Annotated in this window: 25 protein-coding genes; 15 read left to right on the forward strand and 10 right to left on the reverse strand. The window is 71.5% G+C overall.

The window, feature by feature from the left end; translation table 11 throughout:
- The first annotated feature begins 363 nt into the window (after positions 1-363).
- Entirely contained in the window at positions 364-3,633 is a 3,270-nt protein-coding gene (locus IE295_RS02710; RefSeq protein WP_308013126.1) for a DEAD/DEAH box helicase, read from the forward strand.
- 73 nt (positions 3,634-3,706) lie between these two features.
- On the opposite strand, the gene IE295_RS02715 is transcribed toward IE295_RS02710, so the two are convergent.
- On the reverse strand, positions 3,707-5,203 hold the full coding sequence (locus IE295_RS02715) for an alpha/beta hydrolase (protein WP_224323207.1): 1,497 nt from the start codon (positions 5,201-5,203) through the stop codon (positions 3,707-3,709).
- Between the two features lie 200 nt (positions 5,204-5,403).
- On the opposite strand from IE295_RS02715, the gene IE295_RS02720 reads away from it, so the two are divergent.
- Positions 5,404-6,696: a sensor histidine kinase gene (locus IE295_RS02720; protein ID WP_190061758.1), complete on the forward strand. Its 1,293-nt coding sequence runs from the start codon at positions 5,404-5,406 to the stop codon at positions 6,694-6,696.
- Positions 6,693-7,394, forward strand: a complete 702-nt coding sequence (locus IE295_RS02725; RefSeq protein WP_224323208.1) for a response regulator transcription factor — start codon at positions 6,693-6,695, stop codon at positions 7,392-7,394. Before IE295_RS02720 ends, IE295_RS02725 begins: the two co-directional genes overlap by 4 nt.
- A 72-nt stretch (positions 7,395-7,466) precedes the next feature.
- Here IE295_RS02725 and IE295_RS02730 read toward each other — a convergent pair whose 3' ends face one another.
- Positions 7,467-8,678, reverse strand: a complete 1,212-nt coding sequence (locus IE295_RS02730) for a hypothetical protein (RefSeq protein ID WP_190061759.1) — start codon at positions 8,676-8,678, stop codon at positions 7,467-7,469.
- 241 nt (positions 8,679-8,919) lie between these two features.
- On the opposite strand from IE295_RS02730, the gene IE295_RS02735 reads away from it, so the two are divergent.
- The 7 genes from IE295_RS02735 (at position 8,920) to IE295_RS02765 (ending at position 14,477) form a co-directional block, all read left to right on the forward strand.
- Positions 8,920-9,231, forward strand: coding sequence for a hypothetical protein (locus IE295_RS02735; protein ID WP_229922934.1), 312 nt, complete (start codon positions 8,920-8,922; stop codon positions 9,229-9,231).
- A 215-nt stretch (positions 9,232-9,446) separates the two neighbouring features.
- Positions 9,447-10,586, forward strand: coding sequence for an ABC transporter substrate-binding protein (locus tag IE295_RS02740; RefSeq protein WP_190061760.1), 1,140 nt, complete (start codon positions 9,447-9,449; stop codon positions 10,584-10,586).
- A gap of 38 nt (positions 10,587-10,624) precedes the next feature.
- The gene (locus IE295_RS02745) at positions 10,625-10,771 is read left to right on the forward strand and encodes a hypothetical protein (RefSeq protein ID WP_190061761.1); all 147 of its coding nucleotides are present in this window, start codon (positions 10,625-10,627) and stop codon (positions 10,769-10,771) included.
- A gap of 180 nt (positions 10,772-10,951) precedes the next feature.
- Positions 10,952-11,827, forward strand: coding sequence for an SDR family oxidoreductase (locus tag IE295_RS02750; protein WP_190061762.1), 876 nt, complete (start codon positions 10,952-10,954; stop codon positions 11,825-11,827).
- On the forward strand, positions 11,824-12,618 hold the full coding sequence (locus IE295_RS02755) for an SDR family NAD(P)-dependent oxidoreductase (RefSeq protein ID WP_190061763.1): 795 nt from the start codon (positions 11,824-11,826) through the stop codon (positions 12,616-12,618). Before IE295_RS02750 ends, IE295_RS02755 begins: the two co-directional genes overlap by 4 nt.
- A 53-nt stretch (positions 12,619-12,671) precedes the next feature.
- Positions 12,672-13,817, forward strand: coding sequence for a 3-oxoacyl-[acyl-carrier-protein] synthase III C-terminal domain-containing protein (locus tag IE295_RS02760; protein WP_190061764.1), 1,146 nt, complete (start codon positions 12,672-12,674; stop codon positions 13,815-13,817).
- Between the two features lie 57 nt (positions 13,818-13,874).
- On the forward strand, positions 13,875-14,477 hold the full coding sequence (locus IE295_RS02765) for a 2'-5' RNA ligase family protein (RefSeq protein ID WP_190061765.1): 603 nt from the start codon (positions 13,875-13,877) through the stop codon (positions 14,475-14,477).
- On the opposite strand, the gene IE295_RS02770 is transcribed toward IE295_RS02765, so the two are convergent.
- On the reverse strand, positions 14,474-15,016 hold the full coding sequence (locus tag IE295_RS02770) for a hypothetical protein (protein ID WP_190061766.1): 543 nt from the start codon (positions 15,014-15,016) through the stop codon (positions 14,474-14,476). The two genes, IE295_RS02765 and IE295_RS02770, sit on opposite strands and share 4 nt — an antisense overlap.
- 242 nt (positions 15,017-15,258) lie before the next feature.
- On the opposite strand from IE295_RS02770, the gene IE295_RS02775 reads away from it, so the two are divergent.
- The gene (locus IE295_RS02775; protein WP_190061767.1) at positions 15,259-16,338 is read left to right on the forward strand and encodes a type III polyketide synthase; all 1,080 of its coding nucleotides are present in this window, start codon (positions 15,259-15,261) and stop codon (positions 16,336-16,338) included.
- Positions 16,339-16,371: 33 nt separating this feature from the next.
- On the opposite strand, the gene IE295_RS02780 is transcribed toward IE295_RS02775, so the two are convergent.
- Positions 16,372-17,544: a PP2C family protein-serine/threonine phosphatase gene (locus IE295_RS02780; protein ID WP_190061768.1), complete on the reverse strand. Its 1,173-nt coding sequence runs from the start codon at positions 17,542-17,544 to the stop codon at positions 16,372-16,374.
- Between the two features lie 147 nt (positions 17,545-17,691).
- Complete coding sequence (locus IE295_RS02785; protein WP_190061769.1) at positions 17,692-18,030, reverse strand: helix-turn-helix domain-containing protein; 339 nt, start codon at positions 18,028-18,030, stop codon at positions 17,692-17,694.
- Positions 18,031-18,310: 280 nt separating this feature from the next.
- Between IE295_RS02785 and IE295_RS02790 the strand changes: the two genes are divergently transcribed.
- Entirely contained in the window at positions 18,311-18,685 is a 375-nt protein-coding gene (locus tag IE295_RS02790; RefSeq protein ID WP_190061770.1) for a GvpU-like protein, read from the forward strand.
- A gap of 114 nt (positions 18,686-18,799) precedes the next feature.
- Here IE295_RS02790 and IE295_RS02795 read toward each other — a convergent pair whose 3' ends face one another.
- From IE295_RS02795 to IE295_RS02805, 3 genes are all read right to left on the reverse strand, one after another.
- Positions 18,800-19,108 carry an SCO5918 family protein gene (locus IE295_RS02795; RefSeq protein ID WP_190061771.1) on the reverse strand — a complete coding sequence of 103 codons (309 nt, stop codon included), beginning with the start codon at positions 19,106-19,108 and terminating at the stop codon, positions 18,800-18,802.
- A 59-nt stretch (positions 19,109-19,167) separates the two neighbouring features.
- On the reverse strand, positions 19,168-20,691 hold the full coding sequence (locus IE295_RS02800) for a DEAD/DEAH box helicase (protein ID WP_190061772.1): 1,524 nt from the start codon (positions 20,689-20,691) through the stop codon (positions 19,168-19,170).
- A 222-nt stretch (positions 20,692-20,913) separates the two neighbouring features.
- Positions 20,914-21,117, reverse strand: coding sequence for a cold-shock protein (locus IE295_RS02805; RefSeq protein WP_055611897.1), 204 nt, complete (start codon positions 21,115-21,117; stop codon positions 20,914-20,916).
- A gap of 638 nt (positions 21,118-21,755) precedes the next feature.
- Between IE295_RS02805 and IE295_RS02810 the strand changes: the two genes are divergently transcribed.
- From IE295_RS02810 to IE295_RS02820, 3 genes are all read left to right on the forward strand, one after another.
- A complete protein-coding gene (locus tag IE295_RS02810; protein ID WP_190061773.1) occupies positions 21,756-22,229 on the forward strand; it encodes an NUDIX hydrolase in 474 nt (157 codons plus the stop codon).
- Between the two features lie 135 nt (positions 22,230-22,364).
- Positions 22,365-22,688: a DMT family transporter gene (locus IE295_RS02815; RefSeq protein ID WP_190061774.1), complete on the forward strand. Its 324-nt coding sequence runs from the start codon at positions 22,365-22,367 to the stop codon at positions 22,686-22,688.
- 122 nt (positions 22,689-22,810) lie between these two features.
- Positions 22,811-23,857 carry a methyltransferase gene (locus tag IE295_RS02820; RefSeq protein ID WP_190061775.1) on the forward strand — a complete coding sequence of 349 codons (1,047 nt, stop codon included), beginning with the start codon at positions 22,811-22,813 and terminating at the stop codon, positions 23,855-23,857.
- Positions 23,858-23,894: 37 nt separating this feature from the next.
- Here IE295_RS02820 and IE295_RS02825 read toward each other — a convergent pair whose 3' ends face one another.
- Together IE295_RS02825 and IE295_RS02830 are read right to left on the reverse strand one after the other, a co-directional pair.
- Positions 23,895-24,794 (reverse strand): NAD(P)-dependent oxidoreductase, encoded by a 900-nt coding sequence (locus IE295_RS02825; RefSeq protein WP_190061776.1) that lies wholly within the window; start codon positions 24,792-24,794, stop codon positions 23,895-23,897.
- A 151-nt stretch (positions 24,795-24,945) separates the two neighbouring features.
- On the reverse strand, positions 24,946-25,995 hold the full coding sequence (locus tag IE295_RS02830) for a 2-aminoethylphosphonate ABC transporter substrate-binding protein (RefSeq protein WP_190061777.1): 1,050 nt from the start codon (positions 25,993-25,995) through the stop codon (positions 24,946-24,948).
- Between the last annotated feature and the right edge of the window lie 17 nt (positions 25,996-26,012).

A 26,012-nucleotide genomic window follows, 5' to 3' on the forward strand; every position in this document is an offset into this window, starting at 1 on the left:
GTCGTTGATCGAATGGACCAACCGCAGCTGACGTCCCGGCGCGGGGGCGGGGACCGGTCGGTGATTCCGTCCCGGACGGCTTGTTCCGTGCTGCGCACCAGGGGCGCAATGTTGACCTTGACCGTCGAGCGGCTGCATCCGTCGGAGATCCAGGCGTGTACGCCGCGGTCGACCGCCCCATCGATCAGAAGCTGCACGGGGAGATGCCCCAGCGTGGGCACCATGCGCAGACGCCGGCCCGCCCGGTCCGGGCCCTGCTACCGCGGCCGCGCGAACCGGCCCGGGTGGAATCATGGGCATTGCTACCCGGGCATCATCGTCGACGGACACACGTGGTCGGCCGGGCGTACAAGGGGGAAACTCGTGGGGGAGACAGCCGGGTTCGACCAGACGGTCGTGGAAGCCGTGCGGGAACGCTGGGGCGTCGTCCTGGACGGCGACCAGCTCATCGACCGCTTCACCGAACCGGGGTGGAAGTACGAGGAGGAGGTGCCCCGCGCCTGCCCGGAGTGCGATGGGCGCATGTACGCACTGCGCAGACCGTACGAATCGGGCGGGCGGGTCTACCGCTACGTGGCCGTTGTCTGCCCGGTCTGCCCCGCGGCGTACACGCTCGCCGACCTCGGCGTGAAGACGTACGACAGGCTGTGGCCGCGGCCCACGGCGGCCGAGTCGGCACGCTCGTCGAGGACGACGAGGACGACGAGCACGGCGAGAGAGCGGAGAGCGGCGGCCCCGCGGCTCAAGGTGACGGGCCCGACGCCGGCGGCGAGTGTCACGGACGCGCTCCTCGGCCCCTGTCCCGTGGAGCCCGGTGTCACCATCACCCGCGTCACTCCACTCACGCTCATCGCTGCTTCCCCGGGGCCGGCCTGGCCCGCGGATCTCCCGGTCCCGAGGGAGCCCGAGCGGCGCCGCCTGATGTGGTGCAAGGTGACCGACCCGGCCTGGCGACCGCCCGAGGGGGCGGTGTCGGCGGCCGACGACGTCCGGGTCATCCTCCCCGAGAGCCCGGCGTTCGACGACCTGCGCGCGTACCTCGCCGGGCGGGGCATACCGTTCCGCAGCGCCCGGCACTGGATGGAGGGCGAACAGGTCGGCACCGTATCCGACTTAGGCGGCGCCACGGGGCTGGTGGCCCACCCGGTCCGCGCGTTCCCCGCCGACAATTCCCCGATGCCGCCCGCGCCTGTCGCGGGCCCCGGGGCGTACGCGGCCCGGGACGCGTACGAGGCCCAGTGGGACGCCCTGGAGGACCTTCCGGCCGCCGACGACATCCCGTACATACCGGTGACCGACCTCGTTCCCGAGGACTGGGCCCGCCTGCTGCCGTACCCCGCCTTCAACCCCGCCCAGGCCGACGCCGTTCCCGCGGTGATGGAGAGCGACGCCCACCTGATCGTCGTCGCCCCGACCGGAGCGGGCAAGACGCCGATCGGCATGGTCGCCGCACTGCGGGCGCATGCCCAGGGCCGTAAGGCGGCCTGGCTCGTCCCCCAGCGGTCGCTGACCGATGAACTCGAGCGCGAATTGGAGAAATGGCGGCGGCACGGGCTGGAGGTCGTCCGGCTCACGGGTGAGTACGCCGTCGACACCGAACTCATCCGGGAGGCCGACGTCTGGGTCGCCACCACCGAGAAGTTCGAGGCGATCTGCCGGAACGGATCGCTCGGCGACGCCCTGGCCGAGGTCGGGTGTCTGGTCGTCGACGAGATCCACCTGCTCGGCGACCCGGGGCGCGGCGCCGTGCTGGAAGCCGTTCTCACGCGGGTGCGCGAGGACAGCGCCCAGACCCGCATCGTCGGACTCTCGGCGACCGTGGCCAACGCCGACCAGGTCGCCGCATGGCTGGGGGCCCGCCTGATCCGGACCTCGTGGCGGCCCACCCGGCTGACCTGGCAGATCCCCATGCTTCCCGCGCCGCGGGACGGCGAACGGCACACGCAGGCCGTCACCGCCCGCACGGACGCGGCCGTGCGGCTGGCCCGGACCTTCACCGACGAGGACGGCAGCGTGCTCGTCTTCTGCAGCAGCAAGCGGGGAGTGCGTGCGACGGCACTCGCCCTCGCCGCGGACCGGGGCGTGCCGACGCGCGGCGTCGACGCGGACGACACGGAGCTCGTCGAGAGGCTGTGCACCAGCGCCGGCGTAGGGCTGCACTACCGCGACTGGCCGTTCAAGCGCGAGGCCGAACGGGCCTTCCGGGCCCGCGAGCTCGATGTGCTGGTCGCGACCTCCACCGTGGCCGCCGGAGTGAACCTCCCCGCCCGCGCCGTCGTCGTGCGCGACGTCCGGCTGGGCCGGAACCGCATCGAAGTGTCCATGGTGCAGCAGATGTTCGGCCGCGCCGGGCGGGTCGGTGCGGGAGAACGGGAGGGCTGGGCGTTCCTGTTGGCGGACGAGACGGAGCGCCCGGAATGGCAGGCCCGGCTGACCGCCGGCTACACCGTGCGCTCCCGCATCGGCGACCGGCTCGCCAACCACCTCCTCGCCGAAGTGGTGCAGGGCCGCGTGGGCTCGATGAAGGAGGGCGAGGACTGGTGGACCGACACGTTCGCCTTCCATCAGGGACACGACAGCGTCGAGCCGCTCCATGATGCCGCGCTCCACCTGGCAGAGGCGGGATTCCTGCGCATCGCCCCCGGACCCCAGGGCGCGGAGTTCTTGGAAGCGACCGAACTGGGCACGCTGACCAGTCGCTTCATGGTCGACGCCGATCTCGCGCACGAACTGGCCGAAGGGGTGCGCAGGCTGCAGGTGCCGGAGGACCCCGACCGGGCGGAGCTCCTCCTGACCGGGCTGCTGAGCACGCAGCTCCCCGAACTGGCGGAGGCGGTCTTCAGCGACCGGCCGCGCGCCACGCTGCGGCGGGTGCTGCACCACCGGGGCCGCGCCGAGGGGCTGGAGCACGACCAGGGGCTGCCGGACAAGGACAAGGGGCTGCTGCCGGGCGAACTGGCTCACGCCGTACTGCTGTTGGTCGCCAGAAGCCCGCACGTGTTCGCCGCACGCGGCGGGTACGTGCTCGGCATCCCGGCCGACAGCCTGACCGGCATCCTGGACGAGGCCCAGCGCTACCTGGCCTGGCTGGGTGCCCAGGGCGAGCTGGGCACCGTCCACCCCTGGGCGGCCGTCGTGGCCGCGGACCTCGCCGAGCGCATCCGCTGGCGGGCACTCGGGCCCGGCCGCGGCGCCGGACGGCTGCTGTGGATGTGCGGGCGGATGGCCACGCCGCAGCTCGCCACCCGCCTCGTCCCACGCATGTGGCGTGCGGCACGGGACCGGGGCATCGGTGCCCCGGACTGGACGGGCACCACCCCACCACGCGACAGCGCGCTCTCACCGGACCGTTACCGGGCACTGCTGAAACAGCGGGCCACCGGCGCCGCATTCACCCTGGACTCCGGCTCCGTGCGCGTCGAGGCCCCGCACGGTGCGGTGATCTGCCTGTGGGACGGTGCGACGACGGTCCGGTACGCGGCGGACGGCACTCCGGCCCGCCTGGACTACCCGTTTGCGGGCCCCGACGACCCCTCAGCGGGCCGCCGGGGAGCAGCGGTCTTCACCCGCGGTGACCGGCTCGCCGCCGACTGGCTCGCGGCCTACAACGGGGCCGGTACCGCGGGGCTGTGACGTGACCCGGGCCTGGGACGGGCGCGTCTGATGGCCGGGCCGGGCCGGGCCGAGCCGGGAGGTCGGCCGGCGGTCAGGAGCGGTCCTGCGTTTCCGCGGTGCAGGTCAGGTCCTTGGCCGGGAGCTCGCCCGTGGTCAGGTAGGCCGCGGCGATCTTGTCCGCACAGGCGTTGGTGCCGTTGACGCCGTGCCCCTCTCCGCCCGCGACGGTGACCATCCGGGAGCCGCGCAGGACCCGGTGCATGCCCTGGGCGGCGGCCAGGGGCGCCTGAGAGTCCCACTCGTTCTGCACTATCAGTGCCTTGACCTCGTTGTTCACCGTGGTCGGGAGCTCGCTGCCAGGCTTCCAGAAGGCACACGGCTTGATGTTGGACGCGAGGTCGCCGTAGAGCGGGTACCGGGCCTTGTCGCGGATCGCGTCGCGCCGGTACTGCTCGGGGTCGTGCGGCCACGAAGGGGAGGTGTCGGCGCACATGACTGCCCAGAGGCCGGCGATTTCGTTCTCCGGGGGAAGATCGGTGGCGGACGCGGACGGAGCCGGCTTCTTGTCCTCAGCGGCCTTCTTCAGGTCGGCGACCCATGCGGCAGCCTTCTCCGCGCGGAAGAACACGTGGCGCATGGCGCGGATGTCGTCACCGGTGAGGGATTGCTCCTTGTGGACGATGGCCTCGCGGTCGGCCCGGGCGATCAGGTCCCAGAAGGTCTTGCGGACCTCGGCCGGGGTATCGCCCAGCTTGTACGTCGTGTGGCGCTCGGCAGTCCACCGGCTCCACCTCGCGAATGCGGGCTCGGTTCCTTCCGCCATTTGCTGGAAGGTGCCTCGCCCGTACCGCGCGGGGTCGACCGCGCTGTCCAGCACGAACCGGTCGGCTTGCCCGGGGAACATCTGCATATAGACGGCGCCGAGGTACGTGCCGTAGGAGAACCCCAGGTAGGAGAGCTTCTCCTCGCCCAGCACGGCACGGATGACATCCATGTCGCGAGCGGTGTTGCGGGTGGTGAGGTGCGGCAGCTTGTCACCGTCCTTGGCCCGGCACTTGTCGGCCACCGTGCGTGCCCACTTCACGTCCTTCGCGAATGTCCCGGCGTGGTACGGGCGTTCAATGCCGAGTTCGTCGGGAGCGAGGCCACAGGTGAGGGGAGAGCTCCGCCCGATGCCCCTCGGGTCGAACCCGATGAGGTCGTACTGGCTCTTCACTTTTCCGGGGAGGCTCGCTTCCAGCTCGACGGGCATGTTCAGGCCCGGACCGCCAGGGCCGCCGGGGTTGAGCAGCAGAACGCCGCGGCGTTCCTTCGCGCTGCTTGCCTTCACCCGGGATATCGCGAGGTCGATCTTCTTGCCGCCGGGATCGCCGTAATCCAGCGGCACTTCGAGAGTCGCGCACTGCAAGGCGGCGGGGCTCCCCGCGTCGCAGCGCTCCCACTTCGGATTCTGCTGCGCGTACTGCCGCAGGGGGTCCTTGGCCGCCGGGGCTCCGGATGCGGCAGAGGCCGTTGCGGGTATCAGCGTCGAAAGGGACGCCGCCGCGATGCCGACAGTGACAAGAGGCGCTGTTCTTCTGTTTCGCACGGTGATGCGCGTCCTTACTGGGGAACGTATTGGGGAGAGGGAAAAGAGGCAGCCACGGCCATCGGTCGTCCTCCCGTACCACCTGGTCGGGAAAGATCCTGGCCCGCGGGGCCCCTGGTGCACATCGCGGGAAGGCGGGAGAACGTACTCCCTCGATCGGGGGAGGTCCCCGGTGAGCGATCCGGGCATACTGGCCGATCATGATCAGGGGAATTCGGTCGCTGCTGCGCGGCTCCACATATTCAGGTGCGCTGTTCGCCTATTGCGGCGCGTTGGTGAGCCTCCCTCTGCTGCCCTTCGCGATGCTGCCGGCACTGGCGTGGCGATCCGCCCCCTATGGAGTGCAGGCTGCCCTGACCCTGCTGGTGTGGGCGGCACTGACCGGCGTGGTCGGCCTGGCCCGCACCACGCGGCGGGTGCTGATCGCGTGCGCCCGTCGGCTGCTGAGGGTGCCGTTGCCGGATCCTGCGGCCGCACGCCGGCCCGCGAGCTCCCTCGGGACCGGGCCGGGTCCTACCGTGCAGGCCCCCGCCGCCGGCCGTTGGCGGACCCCTCTCTGGCTGCTGCTGCACGCGGCACTGGGGTGGACGGGGGCACTGGTGAGCGGTGTGCTGCTCCTCGCGGGACTGACCCTCCCGCTCGGCGCCGAGGCGGGGCTGAGTCTGTACGGCTGGTCGGTGCGGGTGGTGGGTGGCTGGCAGAGCTGGGTGCTGGCGCTCGGCTGCGTGCTGCCGGCGGCTGCCGGGTGCGCGGCGGTGACGGGCGCCCTGCGGTGGCTGGCGCCACGGCTGCTGGGGCCGTCGTCGGCCGAGCGGCTCGCGCTGGCGGCCGAGCGGGAGCTGGCGCTGGCCGAACGCAACCGGCTGGCCCACGAGTTGCACGACTCGATCGGGCACACACTGACGGCGACCACGATCCAGGCGGCGGTGGCGGGCGAGGTGCTCGCCGCCGACCCGGTGGCGGCGCGGGCCACCCTGCGCAGCATCGAGGAGTCGGCCCGGGCCGCGCTGGAGGACCTGGACTACGTGCTGGGCGTGCTGCGCGAGCAGGAGACCGGGACGGCGCCCACCCGCACGCTGGCCGACCTGCCCGAACTGCTCGACCGGTTGCGGCATGCGGGCGCGGTGGTGGAGCCGGAGCTGTCGGGCGGGTTGACGCAGGTGCAGGGCACGCTCTCCCGGGCGGCGTACCGGATCCTGCAGGAGGGGCTGACGAACGCGTTGCGGCACGGGTCGGGCGGTCCGGTCGAGGTCCGCGTGGCGGCCGCGCCGGACATGCTGGAGCTCAGTGTGGTCAACCGGACCGGGGCGGGGGCGGGGGCGGGCACGGGCAGGGGACCGGGGCCGGGCCGGGGTGCCTTCCCGACGTCCGGGCACGGCCTGCCCGGGCTGGCCGAACGCGTGCGGCTGCTGCACGGTGAGATCGAGGCCGGCCCGGACGGGCCGCAGCACTGGCGCCTGGCCGTCCGGCTGCCCGTACGGGTGTCGGCATGACCAGCCCTGACGCGAGCGCGGCTGTCATGACCAGCGCCGGCACGCACGCCACACTCCTGATCGCGGACGACGACGAGGTGACCCGCAGCGGTCTGCGTACGCTGCTCGCCGCACAGCCGGGGATCGCGGTGGTCGGGGAGGCCGCCGACGGCGTCGAGGCACTGGAGCAGGCGCGGCGGCTGCGGCCGGACGTGGTCCTGATGGACGTGCGGATGCCGCGGTGCAACGGGATCGAGGCCACCCGGCAGCTGCTGGCCGAGTCGCCCGAACCGCCGAAGGTCGTGGTGATCACCACCTTCGAGAACGACGGCTACGTCACCGCCGCGCTCGGCGCGGGGGCCAGCGGTTTCGTGCTCAAACGGCTTCCGGTCCGGCAGATCGCGGAGGCGGTGCGGGTGGTGGCGGCGGGGGAGGGGATCCTCTTCCCGGCGGCGCTGCGCCGGATGGTCGCCGCCCGCCCGCTGGACTCCGCCGAGGCGCTGCCGAAGGCGGCGCTGACGGGGCGGGAGGAGGAGGTGCTGCGGCTGATGGCCACCGGCATGTCCAACCCGGAGATCGCGGAGTCGCTCACGGTGAGCCTGGAGACGGTGAAGACACACGTCGGGAACGTGCTGACCAAGCTCGGCGCGCAGAACCGGACCCACGCGGTGGTGATCGCGTACGAGTCCGGTCTGGTGGTGCCGGGCTTCGCCGGCTGAGGCGGTCCGAGGCGGTCCGAGGTGGAAGCCGGCGTCCCCGGGGCGGCATCGTCCGTCGCGCCGACCTTGCCGTCAGCTCGTACCGCTGCGGTGGACGGCGTACAGCCTGTTGTCGAAGGCGGCCAGGGCCGGTGCCGCGTAGCTGGTGGCGGTGATGTCGGTGAACGGGTTCCACGTGTTGCCGTTCAGGGTGGTCCAGGACAGGGATTCGTCGGAGCCGGCGCCGCGGATCATGCAGTAGAGCTTGCCGTCGTGGACGGCCAGGGCCGGTGTGCCGAGGGCGGTGACCGAGGGGACGGGTGTGCCAGTGCTCCAGGTGCTGGCGGTGGCGGTGGTGAGCAGACGGGTATCACCGGGGCCGGTCCACTTCAGGCTCAGCTCGTACGTGCCGCCGGAGCCCCCGCCGAACCGCCAGGTGCCGGCCCGGCCGGACTGTCCACCCATGCTCCGGATCGCGCTGCGGTCGAAGCCGATGGTCCGCTGCGCGACCAAGTCGTCCTCGCTGCGCCAGAAGCGCATCGTCGCGGCGATGAGCGCGGCGGTGAGCGCCAGGATTTCCAGGGCGTCGGAGGCGCTCGGCGACGGGCCGTCCGGGCAGAGCCCGATGCAGTGGGAAGCCTGTGACAGGAAGCCGGATATCCCCCACAGGTCCCTGAGCAACTGGTCGTGTCCCACAGGGCTGCTGCGGTCGGCCTCCCACACCTCGATGTGGCACATGAGCCCATGGACGACCGGGCCGTCGAAGAGCACGATCTCCGGATCGAAGTCGGCTCCACGGCCGGCCCGCATGCCGCCGAACGTCCGCGTGAAGCTGGCCCGCTCCGTACGATCGACGTCCCCCGACGCGCTCAATGCCCAGAACAGCCCGGCGTCGTCCTCCCCGTCGAACCTCCTCACAGAAGTGAAGCTCGCCGGCGTCACCCGGGCGTGGACCGGGGCGAGGTCCGCGACCGCCTCGGGTTGCCGCCTGGAAGCGGTCACCATCGTCGCCCCGTACCCGTACCCATAGGCATCGACGGCTGCGGTGACCTCCTCGCTGCCGGGGAGACCACCCGTGGGGGCATCGAGGTCCACGAGGCCGATGTTCGGCTGTCCCAAGCTCTCCGACCGCAGCCCGGGCAGGTCCGCGAACAGGTCCGCAACCGAGTAACACTCGCTGAGATCGCGGGAGGCCAGGGCATCCGGAAACAGGCGGGGCGCGTTCTGTGCCGACAGCTCCTCGGTGAACACCCGCCCGATCTCGCAGACCTCCTGCTCCGGCATCCTCGACCGCAGGGGCTGCACCAGCCGCGTCTCCAGATCCGACGGCTTCAGACCCGCGTCCAGTCGAGCCGCACCACGCAACATCACCCCGTACAGCAGCCACACGCCACGTGCCGAAGGCGCCCTCTGCTCACCACGCCCAGTCAGGAGCCCGCCCTGCAACTGTGCTCGCAGCTGCTCAAGACGCACACGGCGGGAGTGAGGAACCGGTGACACGGGCTTCTCCCGAGGCCAGGACGACCGTGACGATGAATACGCCGGGGTGCACCACACGATGGCACGGACATCACGTCGTGGGCACACCCCGGGCGCGGGATTCGGAGGCGGTCTATTTCTGCGCGACGATCCGGATGGCCGTGCCGGGCTCGACGTTCACGGTCTTGGCGCCTGCCTCGCCGATTTCAACGCCGCCCATCCCGACCGGCCCATCGGCCGCGTCCTGGGCCTGCGCGCGTTCACGCCCTTCGACCCACCGTGGGCCGACCAGATCTACGCCCACCACCGCCTCGACCACCCCGACTACGCCCGCCTGGAAGTGGGCGCCACCGGCGATCAACTCCCTCTGGAGCGCTGACTGGGCGCGTTGACCGGGATGACCCATCCAGCGCCGGGAGTGTGACGGGCCGCGGTGAACGGTGCTCTGGCTTGGGCGGACTCGGCTGGGAGGGGGCCCGTCGGCTCCCCCTGTGACCCACGCCACTTTATATTTATTGAACATTCAAAGATCTAGGATGTGGATGACAAGCTGCTTGAAATTTCAAGAGCTCGCGATCCTCCTAAGGAGTTGTTGTGAAGTCCACCCGCAAGGCATGGGCGGTAGCCGTGGCCGTCGGCATGATCGCCGCGAGCGGCGCCACCGTCGCTGCCGCCACCCCCTCCGCCCGCACCGCGTCGCAGAGCGCGAGTGAGGACGAGCAGCTGCAGAAGCTTTACAAGGAAGCCGTGGCCGAAGGCGGCCGTCTGGTCGTCTACGCCGGCGGCGACAAGCCGGGCCAGGCCGACTACCTCAAGAACGCGTTCGTCGAGCAGTTCCCCAAGATGAAGGTCGACACCGTCGTCGACTTCAGCAAGAACCACGACGCGCGCCTCGACAACCAGATCGCCGAGCACAAGGTCGTGGCCGACGTCGTCCACCTCCAGACCCTCGACGACTTCCCGCGCTGGAAGAAGGAAGGGGCCCTGGAGAAGTACAAGCCGGTCGGCTGGAACAAGGTCTACGACAAGGTCAAGGACAAGGACGGCTACTACACCGGCCTGTTCTTCATCGGCTTCGCCAACGTCACCGCCACCACGCTCGGCGACAACGCCCCCGTCGAGGCCCAGGACTTCCTCAAGCCCGAGTACAAGGACAAGCTCGTCTTCACCTACCCGAACGACGACGACGCCGTCCTGTACTACTTCAAGCAGCTCACCGACACGTACGGCTTCGACTACCTGAAGAAGCTGCGCGCCCAGAACCCCAAGTTCGTCCGTGGCACCGCCGACGCCTCCGCCCAGGTCGGCAAGGACGGCTACGTGGCGAACTTCGGCAGCTCGGGCAGCTCCAGTGGCCTGTCGAAGACCAGCATCCCCGAGAAGTCGCCTTGGGTCGCGTGGCCGCAGACCGGCGCCATCCTCAAGGACGCCCCGCACAAGGCCGCCGCCAAGCTGTACATGAGCTGGGTCCTGTCCAAGCAGTACCAGCAGACCTCATACGGCTGGAGCGCCCGTACCGACGTCCCCGCTCCGGCCGGCCGCAAGGGCATCTTCGACTACGACAACATGAACCCGCTCGGCCTCGGCACGTTCATGAGCGACCGCGCCGCCCTCGACCGCTACAAGGCCCGCATCAGCCTCTACGTCGGCGACGTCAAGGGCGCCAACCCGGCCGACCCCGAGAGCAAGCTCGGCCTGTACCCCGTCGACCAGAACGGCACCCAGGGCCACTGACGTTCACGCTCGCGGACCGGCACCGCAAGCGTGCCGTGATGGTGGGCGCGGCGCCGGCCGGCGGCGCCGCGCTCCTCATCGTCCCGCTCGCCGACGCCATGGGCCGGCTGCCCGGGGCGGCGGCGGGCAGGACAGGCGGGCAGGACAGGGCCCGCCGGCTTGCGTACGAGCCCCCGAATGGATGAATTGGCCTGCTGAGGCGCTCTATGGAGTGATCACCATTTCCCGTGGGCGGAGTCGGCCGGGCAGAGTCGGCCGGAGCCGCGTGTGCGGTGCGAGGCTCCCTGCGCGGACGCAGCGTCTCCCCGGCCTGGCTCAAGCGGTCCACCGGCCTTCGTCCCTCACGTGTTCAGGAGTGTTCAGGAGTGGAAGTACGCGATGCCATCGAGGGCACCGTCTCCGTCATCACCGGTGCCTCCCGGGGGATCGGGCGGGAGCTGGCTCTGACCCTGGCTCGGCAGGGGGCGACCGTGGTCGTCAACTATCAGCACGACGACGATGCGGCTGCCGAGACGGTCGCAGCGGTCAGCAGCGCCGGCGGGCGCGCCGTGTGCTGCCGGGCGGACGTGGAGAGTCCCGCGGGGATCGAGAAGCTGTTCACGTTCGTGGAGGAGAACTTCGGGCGGCTGGACCACTTCGTGTCCAATGCGGCCGCCGGCCCCTTCAAGCCCGTACTCGACCTGAAGCTGCATCACCTCGACCGGTGCCATGCCATGAACGCGCGGGCGTTCGTCCTGGGTGCCCAGAGGGCGGCCCGGTTGATGGACCGGGGTGGTCGGATCGTGGCGATGTCCTCGCTCGGTGCCGGGTTCGCCCTGCCGGGGTACGCGGCGATGGGGGCGGAGAAGGCCGCGTTGGAGGCGTGGGTGCGGTACTTGGCGTGCGAGCTGGCGCCGCTGGGGATCACCGCGAACGCCGTCAGCGGCGGTCTGATCGACACCGGGACGCTGGCGCTTTACGCGCGGGCGGCCGGATTCGACCTGGACGAGGCGGTGCGAAGGGTGCCGCGGCAGCGGGCCGGGACGCCGGGGGACATGGCCTCCGCGGCCGCCTTCCTGCTGTCTCCGGCGGCCGACTACATCACCGGTCAGACGCTGGTCGTCGACGGGGGCATCAGCGTGTCCTGGCAGACGTCCTGGCAGACACAGCCGCTCACCGTCGAGCGGGACCTCGACCCCACCCCGCTTCCCGCGGGCGATGTCGTCGTGGACCTGGCCCGGCGGCCGGTGAGGTCCCGATGACCGGGCAGCGGCGCGTGCTGGACGGGAGCCTCGCGGAGGCGGGTTCGGTGGCTCTGATCCCCGGCGGTACGTCGGGACTCGGCCTGGCGACCGCGAAGCGGCTCGCGGACGGCGGCGTCTTCCCCGTACTCCTGGGCCGCTCGCCCGAACGCGGGAAGCTCGCGCTGGAACACCTCGACGGAAGGGGCGCCTTCGTCCCGGCGGACGTGGCGGACGAACAGGGCGTCAACGCCGCACTCGACGTGGCCGAACGGCACGGCCCCCTGCGCGTGGTGGTCAACTGCGCCGGCACCGCGCACGCGGCCCGCACGGTCGGACGCGACGGCCCCATGCCCCTCCGGGACTTCCAGGCCGTCATGGCCACCGACCTGGTCGGCACCTTCAACGTGACGCGGCTGGCGGCGGAACGAATGGCCCGCCTGGACCCCGTGGACGGCCAGCGCGGCGTGGTCGTCAACTGCGCTTCGGTCGCCGCGTACGAAGGCCAGGTCGGGCAGGTCGCCTACGCCGCCGCCAAGGCCGGGGTGGTCGGCATGACCCTGCCGCTGGCCCGTGACCTGGCGGGTCTGCGGATCCGGGTGGTGACCGTCGCGCCCGGCCTGTTCGAGACCCCGCTCACTCTGGCGGCCCCCGCAGAGCTGCGCGAGCAGTTCCAGGCGCATGTCCCGCACCCGCGGCGCTTCGGCCGGCCGAGCGAATTCGCCGCGCTCGTCGAGCACATCATCGCCAACCCCATGCTCAACGGGGAGACCGTCCGCCTGGACGCGGCCCTGCGGCTGCCCGCCCGCTGACCTCGCCTTCTCCGTACATCCGTCCGGTCATCGCCACGTCGAAGGAACCCTCCGTGCACGCCCTGATGACGCCGTCCCCCGCCCCCGTCCCGTTCCCCTACGCCATCACCGGGGCCCACACCACCCTCGGCCCGGTCATCACCATGGACACCTGGGCCAAGCGCGCCCGCATCCCCCACCGCCGCGACCCGGACAGGTACCTGGACGGCACCGGCATCACCCGTCTCCTCGGTGTCGAGAGCAAGAGCTGGGGCCCCGAGCGGTTCGCCTCCCTCGACACCGCAGCCGACGCGGCCCGCGCGGCGCTGGCGAGCGCCGGCCTCGAACCCGCGGACGTCACCTCCGTCGTCACCGTCACCTGCACTCCGTACCAGGTCATGCTCGACCAGGACGCCTTCACCCTGATGCGTACGCTCGGCATTCCCGACCACACCGTGCCCCTGCAACTGGGCGCGGGCTGCGCGGGGCTGGCGCGCGCGGCGGCCCTCGTCGCGCAACTGCGGACCGAGCGGGCGCTGATCGTCTCGTACAACGTTCCCAGCCGTGTGGTCGGCCTCGACGAGGACGGCGCCCTGCCGGCGAACTACCGGGGCAATTCCGTCCACCCGTACGGCAAGAGCGTGTGGGCCAGTCCCGCGCTGTTCTCCGACGCCGCGGCCGCCGTGATCCTGGAACGCGACGAGGACGTCGACGGCCTGCTGCTGTACTCCCGCGACAGCCAGTCCTTCGACGGTGGCCCCGGGGTGAGCGACCCGCTGATCCACTTCCCGGGCGGCGGCGCCGACCACCCCGCCGCGCTGCCCGGCGCCGCGGAGATGTCCTGCTACGGCATGAACGCGCCCGAGATCACCCGCTACTACAGCCACGGCATGGCGCTGAACCACCGGGCGATGGAGGCCGCCCGGCCCGGCTACCTCGGCCAGGTGGTCCGCCTCTACACCCACCAGGCCAACCCGGCCCTGGTCGAGGAGTTCGCTCGCAGCACCGGGCTGCCGGCGGAGAAGGTGCCCAGCAACGTACGACGCCTCGGCAACACCGTCACTCCCTCCACCCTGGCCCTGCTGCACACCGACCACATCGAGGGCAACCTCGCCCACGACGACATGGCCTGCTTCTCCGTCGTCGGCTCGGGACCCGAACGCGGCACGTTCATCGCTCCGCTCCGCCTCCCCGCCCTCCAGCCCTCGGCACGCGTCTGAGGGCGTGGCCTTGTCCGCCGACTCGTGCGATGCGGATGCGGTACGGATCATGGGAGTGTGGACGGGAACCCGGATTTCGGTGGGGCCGAGCCGGTGGACGTGCTCGAGGTGGCGCCTACGGCCCGTACGGCGGTGGCATGGCTGCCGCCGCAAGAGCTCTGGCCGGCGATCCAGGACATCCGCTGGGAGCACGATCCGCAGGTACGGCGGTGGCCGCCGCATGTGAACCTGCTGTTCGGCTTCGTCCCGGAGGAGGCGTTCGCGCGGGCTGTGCCGCTGCTCGCCGCCGGGGCGGCGGAGAGCCCGGCGTTCACGGCGCGTCTGGCCGGCGTGCGGTACTTCCGGCACCGGAACGACGCGACGGTGTGGCTCGATCCGGCCGCGGCGGGCCCGGCGCCGTGGGCCCGCCTTCAGCAGGCGCTGGGGCTGCGGTTCCCGCTCTGCCGCGGGCGCGGCGGCGGTTTCACCCCGCATCTGTCCCTCGGCCGCACGCGGGAACCGCGACGTCTGGTCGCCGAGTGCGCCGCCCGGCTCGGCGCACTGCCGGCCGTGGTCGAGGAGGTGGTCCTGCTCTCCCGGCGCGGCGAGGAGCCCATGCGGCCCCGGGCCGTGATCACGCTGGGCACGGGCGGGGTCCGCCGGCTGCCGGACACGCCCTAGGGCAGGGTGATCGGCCAGAGGTGAATGGTCAGGTGCGTGAAGGCGGTGGTGTGCCGGATGCCGTCGGCGAGCACGCAGTCGGTCGGCAGGCTGCCCGGCACCGTCTGGATGACCTTCTCGGCGACCGATCCCTTGCCGCGCCCGGCGACGACCACGCCCTCGAGCCTCGCGGTGTTGAGCCCCAACGCCCGTACGGAGGGGCCGGAGTGGTAGGCGATGACCGTTTTGCCACCGTCCGCGTACCGCAGGGTTTCCTCTGATCTGTTCCACGCGAGGAGCAGGCACGTTCCCGCTGTGCTGCCCTCGGTGTGGTACGTGGCCGTGACGGTGCGGCCGGAGGCGTCCGCGCAGCGGTAGGTGCCGTCGACGGTGACGGTCGAGGCCTCGGAGGAGAGCCGGAGCCCGGGACCGTAGGTGATGCTCTCCCGGCCCGTGCAGTCCAGGGCGGTGTGGGCCTGCGCCGTCGGCGCCCAGCCGATGCCCGCCGCGAGCAGGGTGAGGGAGGACAGAGCGATCCCGGCGCCGCGCTTGCCGATCATGGGTACCCCTTTCGTTTACCGTGCGCTTCGTTTTCCGTGCGCGCGCCGGCTTCGGCGCGGTCGACGGCACCTTGGCTACCCCCGCGCATCTCCGGTTCCACCGCTTTCCACGGGCAACCGAAAGCATCGCCGCACCTTCCGCGCCGCGGTGAGCGCTCCCGCGCCCGGCTTCACGCCCTGCCGGACCGGGCAGCGCGCGCGTCACCGTGGGGTGCCCGGGAGGGACCGTAGGAGGGAGGCCCATGAGCGATACGAGCCCCGCGGCTCCCCGGGTGGCCTCCGTCGCGCTGTCCGCACCGCCGTACCGGCACCGTCAGCGGGACATCGCCGCCGTGTTCGCCGGGGCGTTCCTCTCCGCCGACGCCGTCGTGCGCCGGCAGTTCACCGGCATCGCCGCGCACACGGGCATCGAGTACCGCAACCTCTCCCTGCCCCTGGCCGAGTACCCCCGCCCGCGCACCTTCACCGAGTACAACGAGATCTGGACCGTCACCGCCGTCCAGGTCGGGCAGGAGGCGCTCGTCCGTGCCCTCGGGGCGGCGGACGTACGGCCCGACGAGGTCGGGGCCATCGTCACGACGACCACCACCGGGGCCGGCGTCCCGTCGTTCGACGCCGAACTCATCCGGCGCGTCGGCCTGCCGCAGCACGTGGCGCGCATGCCGTTGCTCGGCCTCGGCTGCGCGGGAGGCGCCGCCGGGCTGTCGCGGGTGCGCGACTATCTGAGGGGCCACCCGGACCAAGTGGCCGTCCTGGTCTCGGTCGAGCTGTGCTCGCTGAACTTCCAGCGCGCGGACACATCGGTCGCCAACCTCGTCGCGACCAGCCTGTTCGGCGACGCCGGGGCCGCCGTCGTGGTCTTCGGCGCCGACCGGGCCCGGGAGGCCGCCGGTCCCGCGCTGGTGGCGACCCGTAGCCGCCTGCACCCGGAGACCGGGCACCTGATGGGCATGCGGGTGGGGACCGACGGCTTCGTCGTGTTCCTGTCCCCGCAGGTCTCCGACTTCGTCGAGAAGCACCTCCCCGACGAGATCCACGGCTTCCTCGCCGGCCGCGGGCTGGCCGTGGAGGACATCGCCGCCTGGGTCTGCCATCCCGGCGGGCCGAAGGTCATCGAGGCCCTGGAGCACTCCCTCGACCTGCCGCCCGGCGCGCTCGCCCGGAGCCGGGCCTCCCTGGCCGAGCGCGGCAACATCTCCTCCGCCTCCGTGCTCGACGTCCTCGACAGGACCATGGCCGTCCCGCCGGCCCCGGGATCCCGTGGCCTGCTCCTCGCCCTCGGCCCGGGGCTCACCAGTGAACTGGTGCTCCTCGACTGGTGACGGGAGCACGCGGTCGCCGCCGGCGGTCGCCGGCTACGCGGACCGGTCCCTCTGGTCGGCGGGCGGGTCCTTCCGGTCGCCGTGCGGATCCTTCCGGTCGTCGGGCGGCGGGTCCGGGCTGTCGCGCAGGCGCACGGCGAGAGCGGCGAGGTCGTCGTCGAGGCCTCTGCTGCTGTAGCGGAGGAGGTCGCGGTGGAGCCCGTCGAGCAGCTCGCGGGGCCGCACCGGGGCCTGCCGCCGCATCCAGTCCGTCAGGGGGAAGAACTCGCCGTTGCGGTCGCGGGCCTCGGTGACGCCGTCGGTGTAGAGGAGCAGTTGGTCGTCGACGGCGTAGTCGAAGGTGTCGGTGCTGTAGCAATCGCCGATCAGCCCGGCGAGGTTGAGCAGCGGTGAGGGGTCGGTGGGGTGCAGGACGCGGAGCCCGTCGCGGCTCAGGAGCAGGGGCGGGGGGTGCCCGCAGTTGAGGATTTTGATGCGGCTGTCCTCGTGCGGGATCTCGACGAGAACGGCGGTGGAGAAGCGCTCCGCCAGATCCTCGGGGGAGAACGCGGCGTTGTAGCGGGAGCTGCTGGCCTCCAGGCGGCGCGCGATGCCGCCCAGGTCGGGTTCGTCGTAGGCCGCCTCGCGGAAGGAGTTGACCACCGCCGCGGCCGTCCCCACCGCCGGCAGGCCCTTGCCCCGCACGTCGCCGATGAGCAGCCGGACCCCGAACCGGGTGTCGGCCACCTCGTAGAAGTCGCCGCCGATACGGGCCTCCGCGGCGGCCGCGAGGTACAGCGACTCGATCTCGATGCCCCCGAAGCGGCGCGGCATCGGGCTCAGGACCACCTGCTGCGCCGCCTCGGCGACGAGCCGGACCTGGAAGAGGGACTGCTCCCGCTGGAGCCGGACATGACTTCCGTACGCGGCCGCCACGGTGACCGCGACGATGCCCGCCACCGTGTACCACGCCCCCAGGCCGGGGAAGACGAGGCTGAGGCCGATCATGAGCAGGAAGCAGACGGTCCCCAGCAGCACGGTGGGGAGTACGGGCCACATGGCGGCCGCGAGGGCGGGGGCCGCGGGCAGGATGCGGCTGAAGGCCATGTCCGGGGGAGTGGAGTACGCCAGGCCGGCGATGACCACGGTCAGGATCACCGGGGACAGCTGGACGAGGGACCACCGGCCGTGGGGGCGGCGGAGTCGCGATTGTCCAGGCTTGGCCATGATGCATATCATATCGGCACAATATGGATGTATGGCCCGTTGTGGTTGGGGACCGTCCTGTCCAGGGACGACGAAGGCCCGGCCTCCATCGGCCGGGCCCTTCGGGTGTCACCCTGCCGGTGCGCGGCGGTGCTCCGCCGGCCGGTCTCAGGACGAGCCGTCGCGCTGTTCGGCTGCTGCGCGGCGGTACTCCGCGTTGAGGCGCTGTGCCTCCTCGAGCTGGTCCTCGAGGATGACGATGCGGCAGGCGGCCTCGACGGGGGTGCCCTGGTCGACGAGTTCCCGGGCGCGGGCGGCGATCCGCAGCTGGTAGCGGGAGTACCGGCGGTGCCCGCCCTCGGAGCGGAGCGGGGTGATGAGGCGGGCCTCGCCGATGGCCCGGAGGAATCCGGGGGTGGTGCCGAGCATCTCGGCGGCCCGTCCCATGGTGTACGCGGGGTAGTCGTCGTCATCAAGACGGCCACTGAGCGGAGTGTCTGCTGTCATTCTCACCTCGTTGTACAACGCGTCGAGGGGCCCTGGTGCCGTACGGCACCAGGGCCCCGAGGGAAATTCAACACCATCTGCCGGGCCCTGCCGCCGCGTGCGGGTCACCCGGTGTCCGCAAGAGAAACGCTATTCCTGTGGTATTCGAATGTCTACCGTGACGAGCCTAGATTTCCGCCCATTCGAAGGGGAGGGAATTACTCTCCGCGACGACAGGTGCGTCCCGTTCCCCACCCACCGGCTCCTGGACCGGCCGGACCGGCGAATAGAATCGGCTCTCATGTCGAGCCCTGACGAGCTGCTCGTTGACCTGGCCACCATGGTGGAGTCCGAGCAGAGCAATCAGATGTCCCTGACCGTGGTAACCGGTGGCGCTGTCATCACCGGGCGGCTGGCCCCCGAGGCCGTGTGGAAGGAACGCGTGTCGGAGGTCCTGACGGATTCCGCCCGCCTCGGTCCGTTCTCCGGCGTCTTCACCGCCGGCCGGGCGCAGGACCGGCCCGCCCGCGGCAAGCCGCCCACGCATCTGCACTTCCACGTCGCCCGCATCCTGCAAGGCAGCATCGGGATCCCCGAGACGGGCGGGATGTACCGCGTCGCGATCGAGGACGTCAGCGCCTGGACCGTGGGCGACTTCAGCTACTCCGACCACTGAACGACCCGCCCGTACGACGGCATGCGTACGACGGCATGCGATGAGGGCCCTGCAGGCGCGCGCCTGCAGGGCCCTCATCAGTTCGTGGTCCCGGTTTCCCCTCCGTCCCGCGGGTTACGCGGGAGTGGGGTTGCCGAGCAGTTCCGACGCGTTCTGGTACGGAGTGACGGCGCGTGCGGGTGCGGCCTCGGGGAGGCCGCGGCAGGTGAAGCCGAGGCGGGTCATGGCCCGGATCACTTCGCCGGCGGTGAAGTCACGGCGGTCCTGTCGGGTGATGACTTCGCCCACTTGCTTGACGGGGTAGTGGCGGCGGCCGATGATCACGGACTCGCCGGTGACCGGCTCGGGCCTGACGCCCTTCATCGATTCCAGGACCCCGTTCCTGGACAGGTCGAACGGGAAGCGGGCGATGACGCAGCGCATGATGCCTCACAGGGAGTGGGAGAACGGTCTGATCGCGACGGTTCCACGTCGCCGTGTCGCTATGCCGCCGTACCGAAGGCGGACCGCCGTTGCGCCGTACGGGTGCCGCGTACGGCCTGACCGCCGCGGCGGTCGCGGCGCTCCTGAGCGCCACGGCCGCGCCGGCCGCGCGAAGCGGAGGCGCCGCGCCCGGGGCGTTCGGCCGCCGGCGCCGTGATGACGACCGGAACGCCGGACGGGGCCTGGGCGCCGGTGATGCGGCTCAGTTCGGCCTCGCCCGAGCGGACCTGAGTGGTCCGCGGCCGGATCCCGGCATCCGCCATCAGTCGGACCATGCCGCGCCGCTGGGCGGGCGTGACCAGGGTGACCACGCTGCCGGACTCCCCGGCGCGGGCCGTGCGGCCGCCACGGTGGAGGTAATCCTTGTGGTCGGAGGGCGGGTCCACGTTCACGACCAGGTCGAGGTTGTCGACGTGGATGCCGCGCGCCGCGACATTGGTCGCCACCAGCACCGTCACGTGCCCCGTCTTGAACTGGGCCAGGGTGCGGGTGCGCTGCGGCTGGGACTTGCCGCCGTGCAGGGCGGCGGCGCGGACGCCGCTGTTCAGCAGGTGCTCGGTCAGCCGGTCGACGGCGTGCTTGGTGTCCAGGAACATGATCACCCGGCCCTCGCGCGCCGCGATCTCGGTCGTGGTCCGCTGCTTGTCCGCGCCGTGCACGTGGAGCACGTGGTGCTCCATCGTGGTGACCGCGCCCGCGGACGGGTCGACGGAGTGGACCACCGGGTCGCTCAGGTAGCGGCGCACCAGCTGATCGACGTTGCGGTCCAAGGTGGCCGAGAACAGCATCCGCTGCCCTTCGGGACGCACCTGGTCCAGCAGCGCCGTGACCTGCGGCATGAAGCCCATGTCGGTCATCTGGTCCGCCTCGTCCAGCACCGTGACGCCGACCTGGTCCAGGCGGCAGTCGCCACGGTCGATGAGGTCCTTGAGCCGGCCCGGAGTCGCGACGACGACCTCCGCCCCGGCCCGCAGCGCACTGGCCTGCCTGCCGATCGGCATCCCGCCGACCACCGTGGCCAGCCGCAGCTTCACGGCGCGGGCGTACGGAGTGAGCGCCGCGGTGACCTGCTGCGCCAGTTCACGGGTGGGAACGAGCACCAGGGCCAGCGGCTGCCGGGGCTCGGCGCGCCGGCCGGCCGTACGGGCCAGCAGCGCGAGACCGAAGGCGAGGGTCTTGCCGGAACCGGTACGCCCGCGGCCGAGCACGTCACGCCCCGCCAGGGAGTTCGGCAGGGTCGCCGCCTGGATCGGGAACGGTACGGTCACGCCCTCGGAGGCGAGCGCGGCCAGCAACTCCGCGGGCATGCCGAGATCGGCGAACGCCTCCACTGCGGGAAGCGCGGGGGTGTTCGTCACCGGTACGGCGAACTCGCCCTGAGGTGCGGCGGAGCGGCGAGGGCGACCGCCCGAGCGGCCCGGAGCGCCGGAACGGCCGCCGGGCGCCGCCGAGCCGGAGCCGCCGCCGCGGGTGCGAGCGGTATGCGTACGGGCGGAACGGTCATTCCTACGTGTGCGGTTCAATGCGGAACCTTCCTCGATGCGGCACGTATCAAGGAATTCCCCACAGCGCCGGGCAGCACAGAGAATCGCAGGAACGAGCCAAGTGAAACGCGAAGCGAATCCGAGCGGTGGAGAATGCTCACGGGGCGGGTGGCCGGAACGGGCGACCGAGCCCTGAAATGCGAAGAGCCGGGGCCCGCACCCCCACGGTGCGGGTCCGGCTGTACGGTGCGCGCGCCGGCGTCAGGCGGGAACGATGTTCTCGGCCGTCGGGCCCTTCTGGCCCTGCGCGATGTCGAAGGTCACCTTCTGGCCCTCCTGCAGCTCGCGGAAGCCCTGGGCGGCGATGTTCGAGTAGTGGGCGAACACGTCCGCGCCGCCGCCGTCCTGCTCGATGAAGCCGAAACCCTTTTCCGCGTTGAACCACTTCACGGTGCCTGCAGCCATGCCGAATCTCCTTCGGGGCAGTTTCCGGAATCCGCACTCTGCGGCCTCCGCGTCGCCGTGATGATTACCCCGTCGGAAAATTTCGAAATTTTTTGGGAACCACAACTGCAACTGATGCCGACAGTAGCACGGGGCGATCGGCCGGGCGCGGTGAAATAATTCTGCTCCAACTGCCGGGGCAGAAACCCTTGTCGCGCGTTGCGCTGATAACTCACTTCGCGACCACAGATATTGGTTCGCCCAAAACGCACTATTTCCGCGGAGCGGGCGTGCGCCGGCACGCCGGGGCGGCCGCGGGCCCCGTCGCCCGGCCGCCCACCGTTTCCGTGTGCAACGCAACCCCCGGAACGGGTGAGAGGCCACGGCCGGGTGAATCGCACAAGCTCCGTCGCGGCCCTCTCCCCGTGATCACGGGCCCTTTGACACCGACTCGAACTTACGCGCGACGAAACGCCCCCTGGTGGCCGTGACGGCCCCGATCGGGGGTCGTTTTTCCGATCACTCGTCCGATCCACGCGTCAACGAGGAGGCGTAGTGCGTCACCGCCGCATCTGCCGTACGAGCGATACGAGGATGCCCTTGCTGTTCGAATACCGGCCGCTCACGGGCCCCGTCCGGACCTGCGCGGGGAGGCCGGCATGAGCCCCACGACCCGCTACCGGACCGTGGTCGACGTCATGGTCCTGCTCCACCGGACCGACGGCCGCGTGCTGCTGCTGCGCCGGGCCGGGGAGGTGTACGCCAGCGGTCTCCTCGCCCCTCCCGGCGGGCACCTCGAGGACGGCGAGACCCTCGTCGAGGGCGCCCTGCGCGAAGTCGGCGAGGAAGTGGGCGTCGGCATCGCCCCGGCCGACCTGGAGTTCTGCCACCTCGTCCACCACCGCTCCCCGGAGGGCGAGGGGCGGCTCGGGGTGGTCTTCACCGCGCAGCGGTGGGCCGGGGAGCCGCGCAACCGGGAACCGGAGAAGTGCTCGGCGCTGGTGTGGGCGAACCCCGCCCGGCCGCCGTCGGACTGCGTGCCCTACACCGCCGCCGTCCTGGACCGGTTCTCCTCCGGCGCCCTGCTGTCCACGCACGGCTGGCCCGCCACGACGGCGGGAGGCGCGTCGTGAAGGCGAAGGCCGGGGCCGCGCGTTCCCTCTCATCCCTTCGGGCTGACCGGTCGCGCTACGGGCCGGGGGCGTGGTTCCGCACGGCCACACTGGCGGGAGGGGACGCCCGTCCCGGTGGATGGAGGAGGCGCGGCCATGACGTGGATGCTGCTGGCGGGAGCGATCCTGGCGGAGGTGACGGGGACGGTGTGCCTGCGGATGTCGGAGGGGTTCTCGCGGATCGTGCCGACGGTGGTGGTGGCGGTGGGGTACGTGTCGGCGTTCGTACTGCTGTCGCTGGTGCTCAAGCGGGGCATGCCGATCGGGATCGCCTACGGGATCTGGGCGGCCGTCGGGGTGGCGCTGGTGGCGCTGGCCGGAGCGGTGATCTTCGGCGACGGGCTGACGCGGGTGCAGATCGGCGGCCTGGTCCTGGTGGCGGGAGGGGTGATGGCGCTGGAGATGGGCGGCGCCCACTGACCGTGATGCGGCGACCGGCCGGACGGGCCCCGGCGGTACCGGCGAAAGGGCCTGAACCGGGCAGGCGGTGGGTAGTTCAGAAATGTCCAGCCATATCTCTGCGAGTGCCCTGCGAGGGACCCATGAGCGACACGCCTCCCGGTCCGGAGAACGGCCCGGACCAAGCCTCGGAGATCGACCGTCTCCTGGAGACCGCCACCGGCTTCATGGCGTCGAAGGTCCTGCTCGTCGCCGCCCGTCTCGGCCTCTTCACCGAGCTGGCCCGGGGCCCGCTCGGCGGCGAGGAACTCCGCGCCCGCCTGCGGCTGCACCCCCGCTCCGCCCGTGACTACTTCGACGCCCTCGTCGCTCTCGGCGTCCTGGAACGCACCGACGGCGTCTACGCCAACGCCCCCGTCGCGGCCCGCCATCTCGTCCGCGGCGAGCCCGCCTACCTGGGCGGCCTCCTGGAGCTGAGCGACGCCCGCATGTACGACCTCTGGGGGAGGCTCGACGCGGGCCTGCGCACGGGAGCGCCGCAGAACGAGATCACGGCCGGCGAGGAGGGCATCTACGCCGACCTCTACGACGACGCCGACCGCCTCGACGCCTTCCAGCAGGCCATGACCGGCCTGTCCCTGCGCTCGGCCCACGCCCTCGCCGAGGCCTTCGACTGGTCCCCCCACCGCACCGTCGCCGACATCGGCTGCGCGGACGGCACCGTACTGACCCACCTGCTCCGGCGCCATCCCCATCTGCGGGGCACGGGCTTCGACCTGGCCGCCGTGGGCCCCGGCTTCCGGCGCCGGCTGGAGGACGCCGGGCTCACCGGCCGGCTCTCGTTCCTCGCCGGCGACTTCTTCGCCGAACCGCTGCCCCGGGCCGACGTGCTGATCCTCGGGCACATCCTGAGCAACTGGACGCTGGACAGGGCGAAGACGCTGCTGACGAAGGCGTACGAAGCACTGCCGGAGGGCGGCTTCCTCATCGTCTACGAAACGCTCATCGACGACGAACGCCGGGAGAACGTCCCCGGGCTGCTCATGAGCCTCACGATGCTCCTGGAGACGCCCGGCGGCTTCGAGTACACCGGCGCCGACTGCCGGGCCTGGCTGGCGGACGCCGGTTTCCGCGAGAGCCGGGTGCGCCACCTGGCCGGGCCCGAGTCGATGGTGGTCGCCCGCAAGTGAGCCCGCGCCCTCCCGTCCGTCCGGGGCGGCCGGCGCGTCAGGGCAGTGTCGCTCCCGGCCGGCCCTCCCGCCGTACGAACTCCACCAGACGCGCGTAGCTGTCATTGCCGTGGCCGGCCGCGATCGCCCGCTCGGTCAGGGCCCGGAAGAGCTTCGGCATGCCGGTGTCGGCACCGCGGAGCTCGCTGGCGTGGGTGAGGATCTCCATCGTCGAGCGGTGGAGATCCAGCGGGAAGTCCCCGCTGGGATACTCGCCCGAGTCCACCTGGGCCGCGTAGGTGCTCATGAAGAAGCGCACGGTGTCCATCCAGCGGTTGGCCACCTCGGTGTATTCCGCCGCCGTGACATTGCCGCCGGGACCCTCGGCGCCGATGAGCACCACACTGTGCAGCCAGCCGGTGAGCGTGGACCACATCTGGCACAGCAGCGTGGTGTCGTACACGGAGGACAGGGCCGTGTCGGTGCCCACGTACGTCGCGTCGCCCAGGGCGGCGAGCGTCTCGCGATGCCGTTCGAAGGCCGTCGCCGAACCGGCGTAGAGCTGCAGGAAGTCCCGGCTGCCGATGCCGGACGGAGTCGTCATGACCACGCCGTCGAGATAGTGGGCGCCGGCCTGCCCGGCCCAGGCGTCCATCTCCCGCGCGCACACCGGCGGCCCCGAGGTGAGGTTGACCAGCGCCCGGCCCGCGAGTTCACCGGCCACGGGACGCAGCACGTCCCGCACGGCCTCGTACGTCGACAGGCTCACCACGGTCAACGGGCTCGCCCCCAGGGCCTCACCGGCCGACTCCGCCTCCACCGCGCCCCGCCGCACGAGGGCTTCCGCCTTGCCGGGCGTGCGGTTCCACACGGTCGTCCGATGGCCCGCGGCGACGAAGGCGCCGGCCAGCGCCGACCCCATCGGCCCGAGACCGAGGACGGTCACATCGGTACTCATATGTCCCCCCTGAATTCCCACAAAACAGGCGACTGCCCCTGGAAGACGCCTGTCCGGGATTCTTCCCTTCGTGGAACTCATCCACGCATTCAAGGAGAAGAGGGGTGAATCAGCCAAAGAGTGTTTTTCGGCCGGGCTCTCGCGATGGCCGTCAGCCGCCGGTGGCCGACTTCCAGGCGTCGATGTAGGCGGGGAGGTTCTTGTCGATGCCGGCCCAGTCGGGGCGGAAGACCTCGACGCCCCGCATGACGCCGGCGAGCGCGGTGGCGTTGGGGTCGGTCGCCTTGATGTCCGTACGGGCGGTGAAGCCGCCGCCCACGGCGGAGACTTCGCGCTGCACGCGGTCGGTGAGGAGGTGATCGAGGAACTTCTTGGCGTTCTCGGTGTGCGGGGCTCCGTGCACCAGGCCGGCCGTGTAGGGGAGGGCGAACGTGGTGGGCCGGCCGTCGTCGCCGGCCGGGAAGAAGATGCCCTGGTTCGGCATCGACTTCATGTTCGCGAAGTTCATCTGCACGTCGCCGTTGGCCACCAGGAGCTCGCCCTTGTCGACCTTCGGGGCGAGCTGGCCGGTCGAGCGGGAGGGGCCCACGTTGTTCTTCTGCAGGTCCTTGAGGTAGGCCATCGCCGGCTCCTTGCCGCCGAAGTCGTGCATGGCCTTGATCAGCACGGCCGTGCCGTCGCCCGCCACGCCGGGGGTGGAGTACTGCAGCCTGTCCTTGAACCGCGGGTCGAGGAGGTCCTTCCAGCTCTTGGGCGGCCGGCCCTTCATCTCCTTGGAGTTGTAGATGAAGCAGAAGTAGTTGTTGGCGATCGCGGTCCACTTGCCGGAGGGATCCTTGTCGCCGTCGGCGACCTTGTCCGAGCCCTGGGGCCGGTACGCGGCGAGCAGGCCCTTGCCGTCGGCCTGCTGGATGAAGGGCGGCAGGGTGACGACGACGTCCGCCTTGGTGTTGGACCTCTCCCGGGCCAGGCGTTGTACGACCTCGCCGGAGCCGCCCTCGACGTAGCGGACCTTGACGCCGGTCTCCTTCTCGAAGTCCTTGAAGACCTTGTCGTAGAAGCCGGAGCCGTCCTCGGCCCTCAGGCCGTCGGCGCTGTACACGGTGATCTCGTCCGGCCGGGCGTCGGCCGTGCCTCCGCACGCGGTGAGCGGGGCGAGGAGGAGGGGGACGAGCGGGAGCAGCACGCGGGAGCGGGGCATGGCGGGTGGGACTCCTT

Source organism: Streptomyces griseocarneus, from assembly GCF_014655595.1.
Classification (GTDB): Bacteria; Actinomycetota; Actinomycetes; order Streptomycetales; family Streptomycetaceae; genus Streptomyces; species Streptomyces griseocarneus.

What these genes read in the sequence shown, in the direction of transcription:
- IE295_RS02780 (WP_190061768.1), bottom strand. Translation starts at nt 17,544, where the DNA reads ATGGCCAAGCCTGGACAATCGCGACTCCGCCGCCCCCACGGCCGGTGG.
- IE295_RS02720 (WP_190061758.1), top strand. Translation starts at nt 5,404, where the DNA reads ATGATCAGGGGAATTCGGTCGCTGCTGCGCGGCTCCACATATTCAGGT.
- IE295_RS02810 (WP_190061773.1), top strand. Translation starts at nt 21,756, where the DNA reads ATGAGCCCCACGACCCGCTACCGGACCGTGGTCGACGTCATGGTCCTG.
- IE295_RS02725 (WP_224323208.1), top strand. Translation starts at nt 6,693, where the DNA reads ATGACCAGCCCTGACGCGAGCGCGGCTGTCATGACCAGCGCCGGCACG.
- IE295_RS02825 (WP_190061776.1), bottom strand. Translation starts at nt 24,794, where the DNA reads ATGAGTACCGATGTGACCGTCCTCGGTCTCGGGCCGATGGGGTCGGCG.
- IE295_RS02785 (WP_190061769.1), bottom strand. Translation starts at nt 18,030, where the DNA reads ATGACAGCAGACACTCCGCTCAGTGGCCGTCTTGATGACGACGACTAC.
- IE295_RS02795 (WP_190061771.1), bottom strand. Translation starts at nt 19,108, where the DNA reads ATGCGCTGCGTCATCGCCCGCTTCCCGTTCGACCTGTCCAGGAACGGG.
- IE295_RS02775 (WP_190061767.1), top strand. Translation starts at nt 15,259, where the DNA reads ATGAGCGATACGAGCCCCGCGGCTCCCCGGGTGGCCTCCGTCGCGCTG.
- IE295_RS02745 (WP_190061761.1), top strand. Translation starts at nt 10,625, where the DNA reads ATGGTGGGCGCGGCGCCGGCCGGCGGCGCCGCGCTCCTCATCGTCCCG.
- IE295_RS02790 (WP_190061770.1), top strand. Translation starts at nt 18,311, where the DNA reads ATGTCGAGCCCTGACGAGCTGCTCGTTGACCTGGCCACCATGGTGGAG.
- IE295_RS02830 (WP_190061777.1), bottom strand. Translation starts at nt 25,995, where the DNA reads ATGCCCCGCTCCCGCGTGCTGCTCCCGCTCGTCCCCCTCCTCCTCGCC.
- IE295_RS02805 (WP_055611897.1), bottom strand. Translation starts at nt 21,117, where the DNA reads ATGGCTGCAGGCACCGTGAAGTGGTTCAACGCGGAAAAGGGTTTCGGC.
- IE295_RS02755 (WP_190061763.1), top strand. Translation starts at nt 11,824, where the DNA reads ATGACCGGGCAGCGGCGCGTGCTGGACGGGAGCCTCGCGGAGGCGGGT.
- IE295_RS02815 (WP_190061774.1), top strand. Translation starts at nt 22,365, where the DNA reads ATGACGTGGATGCTGCTGGCGGGAGCGATCCTGGCGGAGGTGACGGGG.
- IE295_RS02820 (WP_190061775.1), top strand. Translation starts at nt 22,811, where the DNA reads ATGAGCGACACGCCTCCCGGTCCGGAGAACGGCCCGGACCAAGCCTCG.
- IE295_RS02770 (WP_190061766.1), bottom strand. Translation starts at nt 15,016, where the DNA reads ATGATCGGCAAGCGCGGCGCCGGGATCGCTCTGTCCTCCCTCACCCTG.